14 protein-coding genes are annotated in these 14,993 nt (G+C 67.8%); 8 read left to right on the forward strand and 6 right to left on the reverse strand.

Annotated elements, in window-relative coordinates; translation table 11 throughout:
* Nucleotides 1-90 precede the first annotated feature (90 nt).
* From JIP62_RS08030 to JIP62_RS08045, 4 genes are all read right to left on the reverse strand, one after another.
* Nucleotides 91-1,332 carry an MFS transporter gene (locus JIP62_RS08030; RefSeq protein WP_201101601.1) on the reverse strand — a complete coding sequence of 414 codons (1,242 nt, stop codon included), beginning with the start codon at nt 1,330-1,332 and terminating at the stop codon, nt 91-93.
* Between the two features lie 96 nt (nt 1,333-1,428).
* Nucleotides 1,429-1,950 (reverse strand): translation initiation factor IF-3, encoded by a 522-nt coding sequence (infC, locus tag JIP62_RS08035; RefSeq protein ID WP_201101603.1) that lies wholly within the window; start codon nt 1,948-1,950, stop codon nt 1,429-1,431.
* Nucleotides 1,951-2,069: 119 nt separating this feature from the next.
* On the reverse strand, nt 2,070-3,029 hold the full coding sequence (locus JIP62_RS08040) for a glycosyltransferase family 9 protein (protein WP_201101605.1): 960 nt from the start codon (nt 3,027-3,029) through the stop codon (nt 2,070-2,072).
* A complete protein-coding gene (locus JIP62_RS08045) occupies nt 3,026-3,997 on the reverse strand; it encodes a glycosyltransferase family 9 protein (RefSeq protein WP_230974691.1) in 972 nt (323 codons plus the stop codon). The genes JIP62_RS08040 and JIP62_RS08045 overlap by 4 nt, the downstream gene beginning before the upstream one ends.
* 98 nt (nt 3,998-4,095) lie before the next feature.
* Here JIP62_RS08045 and JIP62_RS08050 point away from each other — a divergent pair, with 98 nt between their 5' ends.
* Nucleotides 4,096-4,839 (forward strand): alpha/beta fold hydrolase, encoded by a 744-nt coding sequence (locus JIP62_RS08050; protein ID WP_201101607.1) that lies wholly within the window; start codon nt 4,096-4,098, stop codon nt 4,837-4,839.
* A 45-nt stretch (nt 4,840-4,884) separates the two neighbouring features.
* Nucleotides 4,885-7,413: a helicase-related protein gene (locus JIP62_RS08055; RefSeq protein WP_201101608.1), complete on the forward strand. Its 2,529-nt coding sequence runs from the start codon at nt 4,885-4,887 to the stop codon at nt 7,411-7,413.
* Here JIP62_RS08055 and JIP62_RS08060 read toward each other — a convergent pair.
* Entirely contained in the window at nt 7,410-8,318 is a 909-nt protein-coding gene (locus JIP62_RS08060; RefSeq protein ID WP_201101610.1) for an alpha/beta hydrolase-fold protein, read from the reverse strand. The genes JIP62_RS08055 and JIP62_RS08060 overlap by 4 nt on opposite strands.
* Nucleotides 8,319-8,438: 120 nt before the next feature.
* Here JIP62_RS08060 and JIP62_RS08065 point away from each other — a divergent pair, with 120 nt between their 5' ends.
* Nucleotides 8,439-8,741 (forward strand): PadR family transcriptional regulator, encoded by a 303-nt coding sequence (locus JIP62_RS08065; protein ID WP_201101612.1) that lies wholly within the window; start codon nt 8,439-8,441, stop codon nt 8,739-8,741.
* Between the two features lie 1,117 nt (nt 8,742-9,858).
* Here JIP62_RS08065 and JIP62_RS15140 read toward each other — a convergent pair.
* Nucleotides 9,859-10,548, reverse strand: coding sequence for a TorF family putative porin (locus JIP62_RS15140; RefSeq protein WP_230974692.1), 690 nt, complete (start codon nt 10,546-10,548; stop codon nt 9,859-9,861).
* 145 nt (nt 10,549-10,693) lie between these two features.
* Here JIP62_RS15140 and JIP62_RS08075 point away from each other — a divergent pair, with 145 nt between their 5' ends.
* The 5 genes from JIP62_RS08075 to arsH all read left to right on the forward strand — a co-directional run bounded on the left by JIP62_RS08075 (nt 10,694) and on the right by arsH (nt 14,961).
* Nucleotides 10,694-12,292 (forward strand): sensor histidine kinase, encoded by a 1,599-nt coding sequence (locus JIP62_RS08075; RefSeq protein WP_201101615.1) that lies wholly within the window; start codon nt 10,694-10,696, stop codon nt 12,290-12,292.
* 108 nt (nt 12,293-12,400) lie between these two features.
* Nucleotides 12,401-12,700 carry an ArsR/SmtB family transcription factor gene (locus JIP62_RS08080; protein ID WP_330999920.1) on the forward strand — a complete coding sequence of 100 codons (300 nt, stop codon included), beginning with the start codon at nt 12,401-12,403 and terminating at the stop codon, nt 12,698-12,700.
* A gap of 7 nt (nt 12,701-12,707) precedes the next feature.
* Nucleotides 12,708-13,130: an arsenate reductase (glutaredoxin) gene (gene arsC / locus JIP62_RS08085; protein WP_201101617.1), complete on the forward strand. Its 423-nt coding sequence runs from the start codon at nt 12,708-12,710 to the stop codon at nt 13,128-13,130.
* Nucleotides 13,130-14,218, forward strand: coding sequence for an ACR3 family arsenite efflux transporter (arsB, locus tag JIP62_RS08090; protein ID WP_201101622.1), 1,089 nt, complete (start codon nt 13,130-13,132; stop codon nt 14,216-14,218). Before arsC ends, arsB begins: the two co-directional genes overlap by 1 nt.
* Nucleotides 14,218-14,961 carry an arsenical resistance protein ArsH gene (gene arsH / locus JIP62_RS08095; RefSeq protein WP_201101629.1) on the forward strand — a complete coding sequence of 248 codons (744 nt, stop codon included), beginning with the start codon at nt 14,218-14,220 and terminating at the stop codon, nt 14,959-14,961. The genes arsB and arsH overlap by 1 nt, the downstream gene beginning before the upstream one ends.
* Nucleotides 14,962-14,993 lie beyond the last annotated feature (32 nt).

Consider the following 14,993-nt stretch of genomic DNA (forward strand, 5'->3'; position numbering starts at 1 on the left):
GCAAGGGGAGGCGGCGCGCTGCATCCGCGAAATGGGATGTTGCGGCGCACAAGTCAAGCAAGTTAAACCTGCGATCTTGATAGATTTTGCTTATGCCAACGTCGCCGTCTTCCGCACGAAGGCGCGCCCGGCGTTGATCGCCATCACAGCCGCAGGAACGGTCAGCATCGCCCCGATCAGGAAGGGCCAGTCGTGGCCGACACCAGAGAAGATCGCGCCGGCCACGATCGGCCCGAAGATGCGTGCGATCGAACTGGTGGCCATGTTCAGGCCCAGCATCGCGCCTTGCCGGTCCGGTTCCACCGAGCGCGAAATCAGGGCCGAGACATTGGGCATGGTCAGCGCCATCCCCAGCGCGCCGAACGCCATGATGACAGGGACCAGGGTTTGGGATGGCGACAGCACCTGGCCCACCAGACCGGCGCCGAACAACAGACAGCCGAACGCCAGCACCCGCGCCTCTCCGAACCGCCGGGCCAGCCGTCCGGCGATCAGCGCCTGGCCGATCACCGACACCACGCCCACAGCCATAAAGGCCAGGCCGACCTCGCGCGCGCCCCATCCGTATCGGGCCTCCGCCCACAGGCCGAAGGTGGACTCCATGCCCGAGAAACCGGCCATATAGATCAGGGTCACCAGCAGGACCCGCGACACCACCGGGTCGGCAAAGGCCTGATGCAGACCGGCCAGGAACCGTTGCGGCGGCGGGGTCTCGGCCGTCGCACGGACGCGGCTTTCCTTCAGGAAGACAATCACCCCCACAGCGGCCAGAGCCGCCAGGGCCGCGGCCACGAAGATGGGCAGCTGATATCCCAGTCGCCCCAACTCCTCGTGCACCAGCACCCCGCCCAGACCCGGCCCGACGATGAAGCCCAGGCCGAAGGCCGCACCGATCAGCCCCATCCGGCCCGCGCGCTTGTCCGGCGGGGTGACGTCGGCGACATAGCCCTGAACCGTAGAGATGTTGCCCGCGCCCAGGCCGGTGAACAGTCGGATGGCGATCGCGGCCCATATGTTCGGTGCAAAGGCCAGCATCAGATAGCCGACCGCATTGGCGGCCACGGTGATCAGCAGCACGGGCCTGCGCCCGATCCGGTCCGACAGACGCCCCCAGAAGGGCTCGGCGAAAAACTGACCGAGGGAATAGGCCGAGAACATCAAGGCGATCTGCCAGGCCTGTGCGTCCAGGCTCTGGCCGAAGAACGGCAGCAGCGGCACGACCAGGCCGAAGCCCACCAGATTGATGAAGACCACTGCGAACAGAACGGCCAGCGCCGCCCTCTCGTCTCGCACAGGCGCAGGGGCGGGAGTCGTCGTTTCGGTGCGCGTCATGGGACGCCAGATAGCGCGGATCTACCGATCACGCGATGCGCATTTCGGCGCAAGAATGGCCGCTCTCCACACCGCATGGTGCGGAGAGCGTAAGGCTTATCTCGGGGCCAGGATCATGATCATCTGGCGGCCTTCCATGCGCGGTGCAAACTCGACCTTTGCGACCTCGTCGAAATCGGCCTGGACCTTGTTCAACAGCTTCATGCCCAGTTCGGGGTGGGCCATCTCACGGCCACGGAAACGCAGCGTCACCTTGACCTTGTCGCCCTCCTCGAAGAAGCGATGCATGGCCTTGGCCTTCACGTCATAGTCGTGAGTGTCGATATTGGGCCGAAGCTTGATCTCTTTCAGCTCGACGACCTTCTGGCGCTTGCGCGCCTCGGCCTTTTTCTTCTGCTCCTGGAAGCGGAATTTGCCGTAATCGAGAATCTTGCAAACGGGCGGATCAGCCGTGGCAACGATCTCGACCAGATCCATCCCGGCCTCCTCTGCGGCTTCGAGCGCGGACGAGGTCGGCATGACGCCCTGCTTCTCGCCGTTCTGATCGATGAGCAGAACGCGGGGGGCGCGGATTTCCTGGTTCATACGCGGCCCATCCTTGACGGGCGGCGTTTGCATGGGACGGCGAATGGGCGTCGTTTCCTTATGTGGGCGAAGAGTTCATCAAGTCATGAAAGGACGCGCGACCGCCGGTCGCGTTCCCTCCTGCCCCTATATGACCGCGAAAGGCCCATGGTTCAAGGCTCGGTCACCGGAGGATAGGCGTCATACAGATCGAGCACGGCTTGAAAGACACGATCGACGTCCAAATCCTCGATCGGCGCAAACTGTCCTTGGTTGGGGTTGGAGGCGACCGTGCGGGCATGCGGACCCCACGCCCCGTAAAGCCACCACTCAGTGGGCCCGAACAGGCCCAGCGTCGGGCGGCCGACCGCGGCGGCCACGTGCATCAGGCCGGAATCGTTGCCGACGAACAGCGTGGCCCGCTCCATTGCCGCCGCCGAGGCCAGAATGTCCCCTCGCCCGACGAAATCCATGCCTCGGGGCCCGGCAGCCTCAAGGGTCTGGGCTGCAAACCGCTCGTCGCCGGGCCCGCCCATCGGCATGAAGCGCCAGCCCTCGAAGCGTGGCTCAGCCATCAGTCGTGCCGTCAGTTCGCCCCACCGTTCGGGTGACCAGCTCTTGCCGGGCTGATTGGCGATCGGAGCCAGGGCCAGGATCGGGCCCGGCCCGGCCCCGGACGCCAGTTGCGGTGCGATCACGGCCTCGGCGTCCCGCCGCGCCTTGTCGTCCAGAAAGATCTCCGGCTCCAGATCGGTGGCGGCACCCATCATCCGCGACACGGTCTGCACCTTTCGACCGCCCTCATAGCTGCGGTTGTAGATTTTCCGGACCTTGGCCCGCAGTTGCCAGGCCAGCAGCGATCCCCGGATGTCGATCACCATGGCCCAGCGCGTGGCAAAGGTCTGTCGCCACAGGGCGATCCAGTGCCCGGCCATCTTCTTCTTGTGCAGGACGATCACCCGCACCACGCCCGGTGCCGATCGGAACAGGGCCGCCGCCGGCGGTCCGCAGGCGACGGTGATCGCCGCCCCCGGCACCTGCCGGTCGATCTCGCGGATCACGCCCGAGGCGATGACGCAGTCGCCGATCCGGTCGGGAGCCACAAACAGGACCTGGGGCCGCTCTGCCTTCATGCGCGGGATGACCCGGCCGGATAGCGCGCCTGAAGCGCCAGCACGGCGTCCAGCACCTGATCGACGCTCAAGTCCTCGATGGGGGCGAACTGTCCCTGGACCGGGTTGCTGGCCACCGTTGCCGTGCGCGGTCCGCGCGGGCCGTACAGCCACCACTGGGTCGGGCCGAACAGGCCGAGCGTCGGCGTACCCGCCGCTGCCGCCGTGTGCATCAGTCCGGAATCGTTGCCGACGAACAGATCCACCTGTGTCAGGGCCGCCGCCGAAGCCAGGATGTCGCCCTTGCCCACGAAATCGATGCCCCGCTCGCCCGCCGCCGCCAGCATGGGCACGGCAAAGGGCTGGTCGCCGGGCCCGCCGATGGCCATGAAGCGCCAGCCGTCGAACCGGGGCTCGGCCTTCAGACGCTCGACCAACTGCCCCCAGCGCTCGGCGGGCCAGCTCTTGCCCGGCTGAACCGCAATCGGGGCCAGGGCGATGGTCGGGCCGGGTCCGGCCCCGCCCGCCAACTGGGGCTCCAGCACGGCCCGGGCCCTTTCCCGCGCCGCATCGTCGATGAACAGCTCCGGCTCCAGTGGCCGATCCAGCCCCATCAGGGCCCCGATCATCTCGACCTTGGGCTGGCCCTTTTCCAGCCTGCGGCCATAGACGTACCGCTCTCTGGCTCGCACCAGCCAGGCGGTGATCGAACCGCGCGTGTCGATCACGACGTCCCAGCGCGAGCCCGCCACCTGCCGCCACAGGGTGCGCCAGTGTCCGGCGCGCGGGGCCTTGTCGATGACGATGGTCCGCACCACCCCCGGCGCCGACCGGAAAAAGGCCGAGGACGGCCCGCTGGCCACCACGGTGATGGCCGCCCCCGGCCAGCGCCGCCCGATCTCGCGCATGATGCCGGACGCGATCACATGCTCGCCGATCCGGTTGGGGCTGATGAAAAGGACCTTGGGTCGGGCATCGGCTTGGGGCAAGGAAACCGCCTTGGTGTCGTTCAGGGCGGTTGGCTATCAGGCCTTGGCGATTTGGGCGAGAGGCAGGCCGTGAAACTGGAGGCCTGAAAGAGGGCGTCATGGAAGACAGCGACCGGATTCTTCACCGCCCCGACGGGGAAACCCTGGCCTGGCGGTCGGTGGCGGGCAGTGGCCCCACCGTCCTGTGGATCGGGGGTTTCCGTTCGGACATGGAGGGGACCAAGGCTCTGGCCCTGGAGGCGGCGGCCCGCGAGCGCGGCTGGTCCTATGTGCGGTATGACCATTTCGCCCATGGCCGCTCGTCCGGCGACTGGCGCGCGGCCACGGTCGGCCGCTGGCGGGCCGATGCCATTGCCATGATCGACCATCTGGACGGGCCGGTGATCCCTGTCGGCTCCTCCATGGGCGGCTGGGTCGCCCTGCTGGCCGCCCTGGCCCGGCCCGAGCGGATGACGGGGCTGGTTCTGGTCAATCCGGCCCAGGACTTTACCGAGCGGCTGATGTGGCCCGGCCTGGACGATCACATCCGCCAGACCATTCTGCGCGACGGCGAGGCGACCATCACCGAAGAGGGCCTCGGATCGTACGTCCTGACCCGCGCCATGTTCGAGGAGGCACGCGACTGGCTTCTGCTGGACGCCCCGATCCCGGTGTCCGCGCCGGTGCATATTCTGCAGGGCCGGGCCGACGATGTCGTGCCGTGGACACACCAGTCCGCCCTGCTGGATCGGCTGACCGGCGGCGACGTCCGGCTGGACCTGATCTCAGGCGGCGACCACCGCCTGTCGTCCGCGTCAGACCTCGCCCGGCTGGTCTCAGCGGTCGAGGCGCTGCGAGAATAAGGTTCCGCTTGAGGAACCGGTCCGGACACGCCACCTTCCTCCATTATGTCCGACCGATCCGCAGGTCTGGCCCCCTCGCGCGTCGTCGCGGTCCTGGGGCCCACCAACACCGGCAAGACCCATCTGGCGGTCGAGCGGATGCTGGGCCACGCCTCGGGCATGATCGGCCTGCCGCTGCGTCTGCTGGCCCGCGAGATCTATGAGCGGATCGTCACCCGGCGCGGGGCCAATGCCGTCGCCCTGATCACGGGCGAGGAAAAGATCGTCCCTCCGCGCGCCCACTATTTCGTCTGCACGGTCGAAGCCATGCCGCTGGAGCGGTCGGTCGAGTTCCTGGCGGTGGACGAGATACAGCTGGTCGCCGACCCTGCGCGTGGTCATGTCTTCACCCAGCGGATGCTGCATGCCCGGGGCCGGTCCGAAACCATGTTCCTGGGGGCCGGAACCATGGCCCCGCTGATGCGGTCCCTGATCCCTGATCTGGAGATCGTCACCCGCGAGCGGCTGTCCACCCTGTCCTATGCCGGGTCCAAGAAGCTGACCCGCCTGCCCCGGCGCAGCGCCATCGTCGCCTTCAGCACCGACCAGGTCTATGCCATCGCCGAGCTGATCCGCCGCCAGAGGGGCGGGGCCGCCGTCGTCATGGGCAGCCTGTCCCCCCGGACCCGCAATGCTCAGGTCGCCCTGTTCCAGTCGGGCGAGGTCGACTTCCTGGTGGCCACCGACGCCATCGGCATGGGGCTGAACATGGACGTCGACCATGTCGCCTTCGCGGGCCTGCGAAAGTTCGACGGTCGCCGCACGCGCTGGCTGCATGCCCATGAGATTGGCCAGATCGCCGGACGGGCGGGCCGCCACCTGCGCGACGGCACCTTCGGCGTCACCGGCGAGACCGAGGAACTGGACCCGGACCTGGTCGAACAGGTAGTCGAGCATCGCTTCGATCCCGTCGAGGCCGCCGAGTGGCGCAACGGCCGGCTGGATTTCGACAGCCTGCCCGACCTGTTGCGATCCCTGGTCGCCCTGCCTCAGCGGCGCGGCCTCAGCCTGTCGGAACAGGCCCTGGACGAGACCCTGCTGCGCCGCCTGATGACCGACGAGGACATCCAGAAGGTCGGCCGCTCGCGCGGTGGCCTGATGCGTCTGTGGGAGGCTTGCCAGTTGCCCGATTTCGAAAAGACCACGCTGGACGAGCATGCCCGCCTGGCCAAGTCGATCTTTCAGGCCCTGACCGGCCCGACCGGTCGGCTGGAGGAGGACTGGATCGCTCCCCGGTTCCAGGCCCTGGACCGCGAGGACGGTCAGATCGACCAGTTGTCGGCCCGTCTGTCGGGTGTCCGCACCCTGTCCTATGTCGCCAACCGCCCCGACTGGCTGCGCGGTGCCAAGGAATGGCGTGAACGGACGCGCGTTCTGGAGGATCGGCTGTCCGACGTCCTGCACGAACGGTTGACCGCCCGCTTCGTCGATCGCCGCACCACCGCTCTGTTGCGGTCGCTGAACGATAGCGTCGGACCCCTGGCCGATGTGTCCGCAGACGGGGCCGTGCATGTGGACGGCGAGGCGGTCGGCCGCCTGGACGGCGTCCACTTCCGGCCCGAGACGGGCGGCAGCGCCTTGGCAGATCGCACGCTGAAAACCGCCGCCCTGCGTGCCGTGGGGCCCGAGATCACCCGCCGTCTGGGCCGTCTGGCCGCCGACGACGACAGCCAGTTTTCCGTCACCCCGACCGGCGACGTGCTGTGGCGCGGCGACCTGGCCGCCCGCATCACCGGGCCCGAGCCCTTCGCGCCCCGCGTCCGGCTGATCGGAGACCTGGGCCCGCAGGCCGCGCGCGAGCGGGCCCAGCGCCGGATCGAGGCCTGGCTGGCGGCGGAGGCGGGCCGGGCCCTGCGCGACCTGCGGCGGCTGAAGCAGGCGGTCGAAACCGGCAGTCTGAAGGGTCTGCCGCGCGGTATCGCCTTTCGCCTGATCGAGGCCGGCGGGCTGATCGATCGGCGGGACGTCGCCCGCGATCTGGCCGCCCTCAGCCAGGTCGAGCGCCGCACCCTGCGCACCTTTGCCATCCGGGTCGGCACCCATTCGGTCTGGCTGCCCGGCCTGATGAAGCCCCGCGCCCGCGCCTTCGCCCTGGCGTTCACCGGCACCGCGCCGCTGGTGCCGTCATCCGCCGGCACCCTGATACCGACGCCACCGGTCGTGCCCTCTGCGCGCGCTTTGTCGGCCATGGGCCTGCGTCACCTCGGCCCCTGGCTGGCCCCTGTCGAGGCGCTGGAAACCCTGGCCGATCGCCGCACCGCCGCTGCCGCCGCCGAGCCCGGCCGCCCGCCCCGCCTGACGCCCGAAGACCTGGCTGCTCTCGGCTGGACCGAGGTTCAGGCTCGCCAGATCACCCAGGCGCTGAAGACCGACCGCGCGCGCCAACCCGACAAGCCCGGCACCGCCCCCCGCCCCGTCAAGGACAGCCCCTTCGCCGCCCTTGCCGCCCTGACCGCCGAGGCCCCGGCCCGCAAGACCCAGCCTCGCAAACCCCCGCGGCGGCGCGCCAGACCCTCGTCCCGGCCCCCGGCCTAGCGAACCAGGAAATCGGCCAGCGAGGCCACATCCGTCGCGCAATGCCCGCCATACAGGGGCCGCCACTCAGTCCTTACTCCGCGTGTCGTCGCCCTCTGCGCAAGCAAGTGCGTCCCCTCATAGTTGCCATAGGCGTCATAAAGCCCGTTCGACAGATAGAGCTCGGGAGAGTCCGCCCCCGCCCGCTCGATCAGGGCCAGCGGCGAGATTCTGCGCCATTCCGCCTCGTCGGCCACATATCGGCGCGCCAGCATCCTGATGCCGAAGGCCGCTTTCGGATTGGCCCCCGTCCGCTCCACCGCCGCCCTCATGCTGGCCAGCGAGCCGAAGGGCGAGTCGGCATAGACCCCTGGGCACAGGGCGGCGACCTTCTGAAACGCCGCCGGTTCCGACAGGCCCGCGATCAGGACGTTCAGTCCGCCCATGGATTCGCCCATCAACAGGCGGCGGCGCGGCGCACCGGTTCGGGCCTCGATCTCAGACAGGCGACCCATCAGGTCTTCCAGCAGACCACTCTCGGCCCGCTGACCCTTCGGCGTCAGCAGCCAGATCGGCCCATAGGACAGGGTCACCACCGTCGGCGGCACGGCTCCGCGCGCCTGCCACTGCGCCTGAACCATGGCCGTCAGATAGGTGTCGTCGTTCCAGATCGTCTCCTCAAGACCGCGCCCATGCAGGTGATACAGGACGTCGCCATTGGTTCCCTGACGGGCCCGATAGATGCAGTAGCGAAGCGCCCCCGACGTGCCACAGGTCTGACCGGCCGGATCGAACCGGACCGCCTGACTGCCCCAAGGCCGCGTCAGTTCCGTCCAGCCCCAGTTGACCAGACCCAGCAGAACCAGCCCCGCAATCCCCCAGGCCACCACCGGCCTGCGCAACAGGCGGATCAAACGTGCGGACATCGGTCGGCTCCCTCAGGTCCAGCGGCCGACGCCTCGACCCTTGAAGGATAACTCTACCTATATAGATTTTACGTCAAGGCCGGCGCTTGACTTTAAATCGATCTATATAGAATTAAGTGCATGACCCGCGCCCGCGCCCTGTCGCCCGCTGCCCGGTCCGTCCTGTCCCTGCTGGCAGAGGCGGGGGCCGAATGGTCGCACGGCTATGACCTGTGCCGCCGGGCAGGGGTGAAGTCCGGTACTCTCTATCCCCTACTCATCCGCCTGGAGCAGCAGAAGCATCTGGAGGCCCAGTGGCTGCCGCCAGAGCCTGGCCGCCCGCCGCGCCATGTCTATCGGCTGACCGCCCTGGGGCACCGCCTGGCAGCGGACAATCCGCCTCTCGCCGCGCCCTCGACCCGGCCCGTCGCGCGGCCCGCATGACGACCGCCGAGCGGATCGTCCGGTTCGCCTGCCGCCTCCTGCCCCCCGATCTGCACGACTGGGGCGAGGCCATGGCCCAGGAGGCTGCCGCCATCGACCGGCCTGTCCCCCGCCTCGCCTTTGCCCTCGGTTGCGTCACCTGGGTCCTGCGCCACAGCCTGGGCTACAGCCTGGGCCAGGCTCTCAGCTCGGCCCTCACGCCAACCGGCATCGACCCCGCCCCGTCTGCCACGCGGAGAGCCATCTGGGGGGTTCGAGGGGCAGCCCTGACCTGCGCCATCGCCGCGACGGGCCTGGGACTGGTCTTCCTGGCCCAGGCCGGGGCCCCACCCCCCTATCTGATCTTCAACCTCGCCGCCCTGATCGCCGGACTGATCGTCGTCCTGCCCTTCCGGGCGCGAGACCCTGTCACCCGCCCCTTCGTCGGCGTCATCGCCGTGGCGGTGGGCCTGATCCTGATCCTGACAGCCCTGCTGGGTCCGGAGGTATCGGGTGCCCGCCGCTGGTTATTTCTGGGTGGCGTGGGCGTACAGCCCGCCCTGATCGGCCTGCCCTTCCTGCTGGTCGCCTTCGCGCGATCCAGAGACCTGCTGACGACCGCCGGCCTTATCCTTGCGGCGACGGCCCTGGCCCTCCAGCCGGATCGCACCATGGCGGGCACGATGGTCGTGGGCGTCGCCACCGTGACGGCACTCCAGCGCGACCGCCCGTCCTGGCTGCTGCTGGCCGCCGCCCTGGCGGCGTTTGCAGCAACCCTGACCCAGCCGGCCGCCTTCACCGCCACCCCCTTCGTGGACGATGTGTTCCGCACCGCCGCCGCCACCGCTCCGATCGCAGCACTGGCCGTCTGGGGCGGCACCGCGGTTCTGCTGCTCCCCGCCCTGATGGGTCTGAGACAGCGGCCCGGCAACGCCACCGCCCACGCCGTCTTCGGCACGACTTGGCTGGCCCTCATCACAGCGGCCCTGCTGGGCGACCACCCCGCCCCCGTCGTCGCCTATGGCGGCAGCGCCATCGTCGGCTACCTCTGGTCCACCTTGGCCCTCCCGGTGCCTATGCTGGCAGGGCAGACGGCACCCGCAGAACCGGGCCGTGACACCGCCACATCGGACACGGATCAGAAGCTGGCGAAGACGCTCGCGACGACCGCTCCCTTGTCGGCGTCGCTGTCGACCCATTCGACGCCGACAGTCGCCGCGCCCAAGGGCAGAAAGCCGCCCAGTCGCCAGTCGGTCTTGCCATCCGGTGCCCAGGCCCCGTCCTCATAGCCGACCGCGGCCGTCAGGCTGATGGGCCAGTCCTCTGGCGCATAATCCAGGCCGGTCCAGACATAGCGATTGTCCTCGTGCCCAAGGGCCCCCTGCTCTGGCGCATAGGACACGCCCAGGGTCGCCGTCGCCGCGCCGAACGTCCGGCTGGTCTGGATCGGCACCTCGACATAGTCGACGTCCTCGCCCCCCGGATAGCGATAGGCGGCCAGACCTGCGTCCCAGTCCAGCCCCAACCAGGCCCCCGCCCAGCCCAGCATCAGCGTCGTTTCCAGCGTCGAGCCCTCACCGTCGTCGCCGATGCCGTATTCTTCGATGCTCGACACATAGACGTCCGCATAGAAGCCGGACCCATGAGACAGGGTCGCCCCGGCCTGCACGGCCGGATCTCCGCCGGACAGGCTCAGACCGCGATAGCGGTAGTCGCTGACCACGCCCGCCGTCACCTCGACGCTCCAGTCGCCGCCTCCGTCCTGCGCCAATGCGACACCTGGCCCGAACAGGGCCATGGCCGCCAACGTGAATGCAGAAGTTTTCATGAAGTCCTCCTCCTGGCACAGATGAAGCAATCAGGGTTAAGTTTTTCCGTCAGTATTCATCTATTAATCGTCGTGATGGACGCTCGCTCGATAAGAGCCTTGGACGATTTAGATGAACCCGGCAGGCCCAGCGCAAGAGCACGAGATGCGCCTGATGAAGGCGGGCGCTGCCGCTGTGTTGGCGGTCGTCTGCCTCGGCATGGCCATCGCCCTGTTGCTGGTCAGCCGCGCGATTGACGAAAGTGCGTTGAAGGACGAGCAGGCCCTGGTCGAACGCCGGATCGTCCGCAGCCTGGGGGCGATCAGCGAGGACATCACCTCGGCCAGTATCTGGAACGATGCCGTCATCGCCATCGAGGGCGGCGACATGGAATGGTTGCAGGTCAATTTCGGCGACTACTACGCCGACTATATGGACCACTCCGTCACCCTGGTTTTCGATGCGGACGACCGGCTGCTGCTCGCGTCGCGCGACAGCGAGCGAGTCGGGGCCGACAGCGAGGCCGCCCTGATCGCGGCAACCCAGTCCATGCGGGCCGAGGTGTTCCGGCAGTCCCGTGATCCCCGGCGCCGACAGGCCATCGGCTTTGAGGCCGTCGCCACCCGATCGGGCATCGTGCGCGCCGATGACACCCTCTATCTGGTCGCAGTCGCCACGATCGTCCCGGAACAGGAAGATCCGGTCGCCCGGCCGTCGCGGGACGCCCTGGTCGTCTCGACCAAACCGATCCAGGCCCTGACCACATCCATGGCCGACGACCTGGGCCTGCGTGACGCCCGCCTTACCGCCCCCGAGGCCCCCCATCTGTCGCTGCTGCGTGCCAATGACGGCACGCCCATCGCCGGCCTGTCCTGGACACCGGCCCGGCCGGGACAGCATGTGCTGATGACGCTGGTGCCGGTTTTTGCGGGCCTGCTGCTGGCCTTCCTGATCGCAGGGGCCCTGATGTGGCGGCGCATTGCCGCCAACGTCCAGCGACTGAGCGCCAGCGAGCAGGCGCTCAGCGAGGCGCTGAAGGCGGCCGACACGGCCAATGTCGTCAAGTCACGCTTCCTGGCCAATATGAGCCACGAACTGCGCACCCCGCTGAACGGCGTGCTGGGCATGTCGGAAATCGTGCTGATGAGTGACCTGACCGAGCCGCAACGCGCCCAGGTCGGCGTTATCAAACAGTCCGGCGAACATTTGCTCGGCATGATCGAACGCCTTCTGGAAATGGCCCATATCGACAGCGCCCTGTCGGAGGCGGAGACTAAGCCCTTCGATCCTGCTGCGGTTCTGTCCCAGGTGGCGGCGGGTCTGCGGGACAAGGCCGTCGCCAAGAAGCTGTCCGTGGTCGAGGCGTATCAGCCGATCGGCCTGTTCCTCGGGGACGAAAGGCGGCTGTCAAAGGTGCTGCACGCCGTGATCGACAATGCGATCCAGTTCACGCGCCGCGGCTCGGTCCGCCTGGACCTGGCCAGTTCCGCCGAAGGACTGGTCTTTACCGTGACCGATACCGGGGTGGGGATGACGCCCGAAACCCGGTCGCGCCTGTTCACGCCGTTCAGCCAGGGCGACGATTCCGCAACCCGATCGGTGGATGGCGTAGGCCTGAGCCTGGCCCTGGCCGATCGCCTGGTGGCCTCCATGGGCGGCACGATCGAATACGACACCCGCGAGGGCCTGGGCACGACCTTCCGGATCACAGTCCCCGCGCGCGTCGCTCGGGCAGAGACTGCGGACACCCCTCCCTCGGCCTGACCCGAAGCGCACAGATCCGCGGGCGTCAGCCCCGCCCTTGCATCAGCCTATTATTTCTGTTTTTCTGGAAATATGGAAACCGAGTCCGCTCTCCGCGCTTTGAGCGCGATGTCACAGGCGACGCGACTGGCCGCCTTGCGGGCCCTGATCTCGGCAGAGCCGGAGGGGTTGGCCGCAGGCGCATTGGCCCGGGACCTGGACGTTCCGGACAATACCATGTCTGCGCACCTGGCCCTGCTGTCCCGCGCGGGGCTGGTCACGTCGGAACGACGGGGCCGCTCCATCGTCTATCGCGCCAACATGGATCAGTTGCGGGCCCTGGTGCTGTTCATCGTGGCCGACTGCTGTGGCGGTCGGGCGGACCAATGCGCGCCCATCCTGGCCGAAATTCTGCCCTGCTGCCCCTGAGGATCCCATGGACATCGTCATCTACCACAACCCGGCGTGCGGCACGTCGCGCAACACCCTGGCGCTGATCCGCCACCTTGGGATCGAGCCCCACGTCATCGAATATCTGAAGACCCCGCCGACGCGCGCCATGGTCGCCGAACTGGCCGCCCGAACCGGCCAGCCCTTGCGCGATCTTCTGCGCGAAAAGGGCACGCCCTATGCCGAACTCGGTCTGGATGACCCGGCCCTGAGCGACGATCAGCTTCTGGACGCCATTGCGGCCCATCCGATCCTGCTGAACCGTCCGCTGGTGGTTTCGCCGCTGGGGGTCCGGCTGTGCCGCCCATCCGAAGCCGTTCTGGATCTGTTGCCGACCGAAGGCCTCAAGCCCTTCGTCAAGGAGGACGGTGAGGTCGTGGTCGACGAGACCGGTCGGCGGGTCCGCTGATGGTCGATACATCGGTTGCCCCTGCGGCCCCGCCGCGCCGGCTGTCGTTTCTCGACCGCTGGCTGACATTGTGGATTTTCGCGGCCATGGCGCTGGGGGTGCTGCTCGGCACGATCATTCCAGGACTGCTGGCCTGGCTCGACAGCCTGTCTGTCGGGTCGACCAACATCCCGATCGCCATCGGCCTGATCCTGATGATGTATCCCCCCTTGGCAAAAGTGAACTACGAAGCCCTGCCTCGCGTCTTCGCCGACCGGCGGGTGCTGGCCCTGTCGCTGTTTCAGAACTGGGTGCTGGGCCCGGTGTTGATGTTCGTTCTGGCGGTGATCTTCCTGCGCGATCAGCCGGAATACATGACCGGCGTCATCCTGATCGGCCTCGCTCGCTGCATCGCCATGGTGCTGGTCTGGAACCAGCTGGCGCGCGGCGACAACCAGTATGTGGCCGGATTGGTCGCCTTCAACTCGGTCTTCCAGATCGTTTTCTTCAGCGCCTACGCCTGGTTCTTCCTGTCCTTCCTGCCGCCGCTGCTGGGGCTGGAGGGCAGCGTGGTCGACGTCGGCTTCTGGACCATCGCAGGCGCGGTCCTGATCTATCTCGGCCTGCCGTTTCTGGGTGGCTTTCTGACGCGCCGAACTCTAATCGCCCGCAAGGGTGCCGACTGGTATGAGCGCCGGTTCCTGCCCCGCATCGGCCCCATCACCCTGATCGCTCTGCTCTTCACCATTCTGGCGATGTTCAGCCTGAAGGGCGCAGACGTCGTCGCCCTGCCGCTGGATGCGCTGCGCATCGCCATCCCGCTGACGATCTATTTCCTGGTGATGTTCGTGGTCAGCTTTCTGATGGGGCGTCTGATCGAGTCCGACTATCCGCGCACCACAGCCCTGGCCTTTACAGCCGCCTCCAACAATTTCGAGCTGGCCATCGCCGTCGCCATCGCCGCCTTCGGCCTGGCCAGCCCGGTCGCCTTCGCCGCTGTGATCGGGCCGCTGGTCGAGGTGCCGGTACTGATCCTTCTGGTCTCGGTCGCCCTGTGGCTCGGCCGCCGCTTTTTCCCGGCCACCGCACCGGCCAAGGACGCCTGCTGATGGAGCGACTTCGCCCCCTGCCGGACCCCGACCATTTGCCGGCGCTGGCTCCCGCCTTCCTGTCCTCGAGCCCTGCCACCGGGCTCGGGCCCAATGATTACCCGCCGCGCATTCTGCTGCTCTATGGGTCGCTGCGGGAACGCTCATACTCGCGCCTGTGCGTGGAGGAGGCGGCGCGGCTGCTGCGCTTCATGGGCTGCGAGACGCGCATCTTCGATCCGTCCGACCTGCCCCTGACCGATCAGGTCCCAGGCGACGACCATCCCGCCGTCCACGAACTGCGCCAGCACGCGATGTGGTCCGAGGGCATGGTCTGGTGCAGCCCAGAGCGTCACGGCCAGGTCTCCGGCATCATGAAGCTTCAGATCGACCACCTGCCGCTGAACATGGGCGGGATGCGACCGACCCAGGGCCGGACCCTGGCGGTTATGCAGGTGTCCGGCGGCTCCCAGAGCTTCAACGCCGTCAACACCCTGCGCCTGCTCGGCCGCTGGATGCGGATGATCACCATCCCCAACCAGTCCAGCGTCGCCAAGGCCTATCAGGAGTTTGACGACGCAGGTCGGATGAAGCCTTCCGCCTATTACGACCGCATCGTCGATGTGATGGAGGAACTGGTCCGGTTCACCCTCCTGACCCGACCCCATGCGCCCCAACTGGTGGACCGGTATTCAGAGCGGAAAGAGGCGGGAAAGACGGTTGACGCCAACCGGGATTTGTCGGCCATCGCCCTCCGGTCCTGAGGCCCGACGGAGTCTGAGGCACGTCGAACCAG

Origin of the sequence: Brevundimonas vitisensis, from assembly GCF_016656965.1 — a bacterium.
Taxonomy (GTDB): domain Bacteria; phylum Pseudomonadota; class Alphaproteobacteria; order Caulobacterales; family Caulobacteraceae; genus Brevundimonas; species Brevundimonas vitisensis.

Bases quoted from the DNA above. Each gene is read 5' to 3' on its own strand.
- arsC (WP_201101617.1), top strand. From the start codon at position 12,708: ATGGACATCGTCATCTACCACAACCCGGCGTGCGGCACGTCGCGCAAC.
- JIP62_RS08040 (WP_201101605.1), bottom strand. From the start codon at position 3,029: ATGAAGGCAGAGCGGCCCCAGGTCCTGTTTGTGGCTCCCGACCGGATC.
- JIP62_RS08060 (WP_201101610.1), bottom strand. From the start codon at position 8,318: ATGTCCGCACGTTTGATCCGCCTGTTGCGCAGGCCGGTGGTGGCCTGG.
- JIP62_RS08055 (WP_201101608.1), top strand. From the start codon at position 4,885: ATGTCCGACCGATCCGCAGGTCTGGCCCCCTCGCGCGTCGTCGCGGTC.
- JIP62_RS08065 (WP_201101612.1), top strand. From the start codon at position 8,439: ATGACCCGCGCCCGCGCCCTGTCGCCCGCTGCCCGGTCCGTCCTGTCC.
- JIP62_RS08050 (WP_201101607.1), top strand. From the start codon at position 4,096: ATGGAAGACAGCGACCGGATTCTTCACCGCCCCGACGGGGAAACCCTG.
- JIP62_RS08030 (WP_201101601.1), bottom strand. From the start codon at position 1,332: ATGACGCGCACCGAAACGACGACTCCCGCCCCTGCGCCTGTGCGAGAC.
- JIP62_RS08080 (WP_330999920.1), top strand. From the start codon at position 12,401: ATGTCACAGGCGACGCGACTGGCCGCCTTGCGGGCCCTGATCTCGGCA.
- JIP62_RS08075 (WP_201101615.1), top strand. From the start codon at position 10,694: ATGCGCCTGATGAAGGCGGGCGCTGCCGCTGTGTTGGCGGTCGTCTGC.
- JIP62_RS15140 (WP_230974692.1), bottom strand. From the start codon at position 10,548: ATGAAAACTTCTGCATTCACGTTGGCGGCCATGGCCCTGTTCGGGCCA.
- infC (WP_201101603.1), bottom strand. From the start codon at position 1,950: ATGCAAACGCCGCCCGTCAAGGATGGGCCGCGTATGAACCAGGAAATC.
- arsB (WP_201101622.1), top strand. From the start codon at position 13,130: ATGGTCGATACATCGGTTGCCCCTGCGGCCCCGCCGCGCCGGCTGTCG.
- arsH (WP_201101629.1), top strand. From the start codon at position 14,218: ATGGAGCGACTTCGCCCCCTGCCGGACCCCGACCATTTGCCGGCGCTG.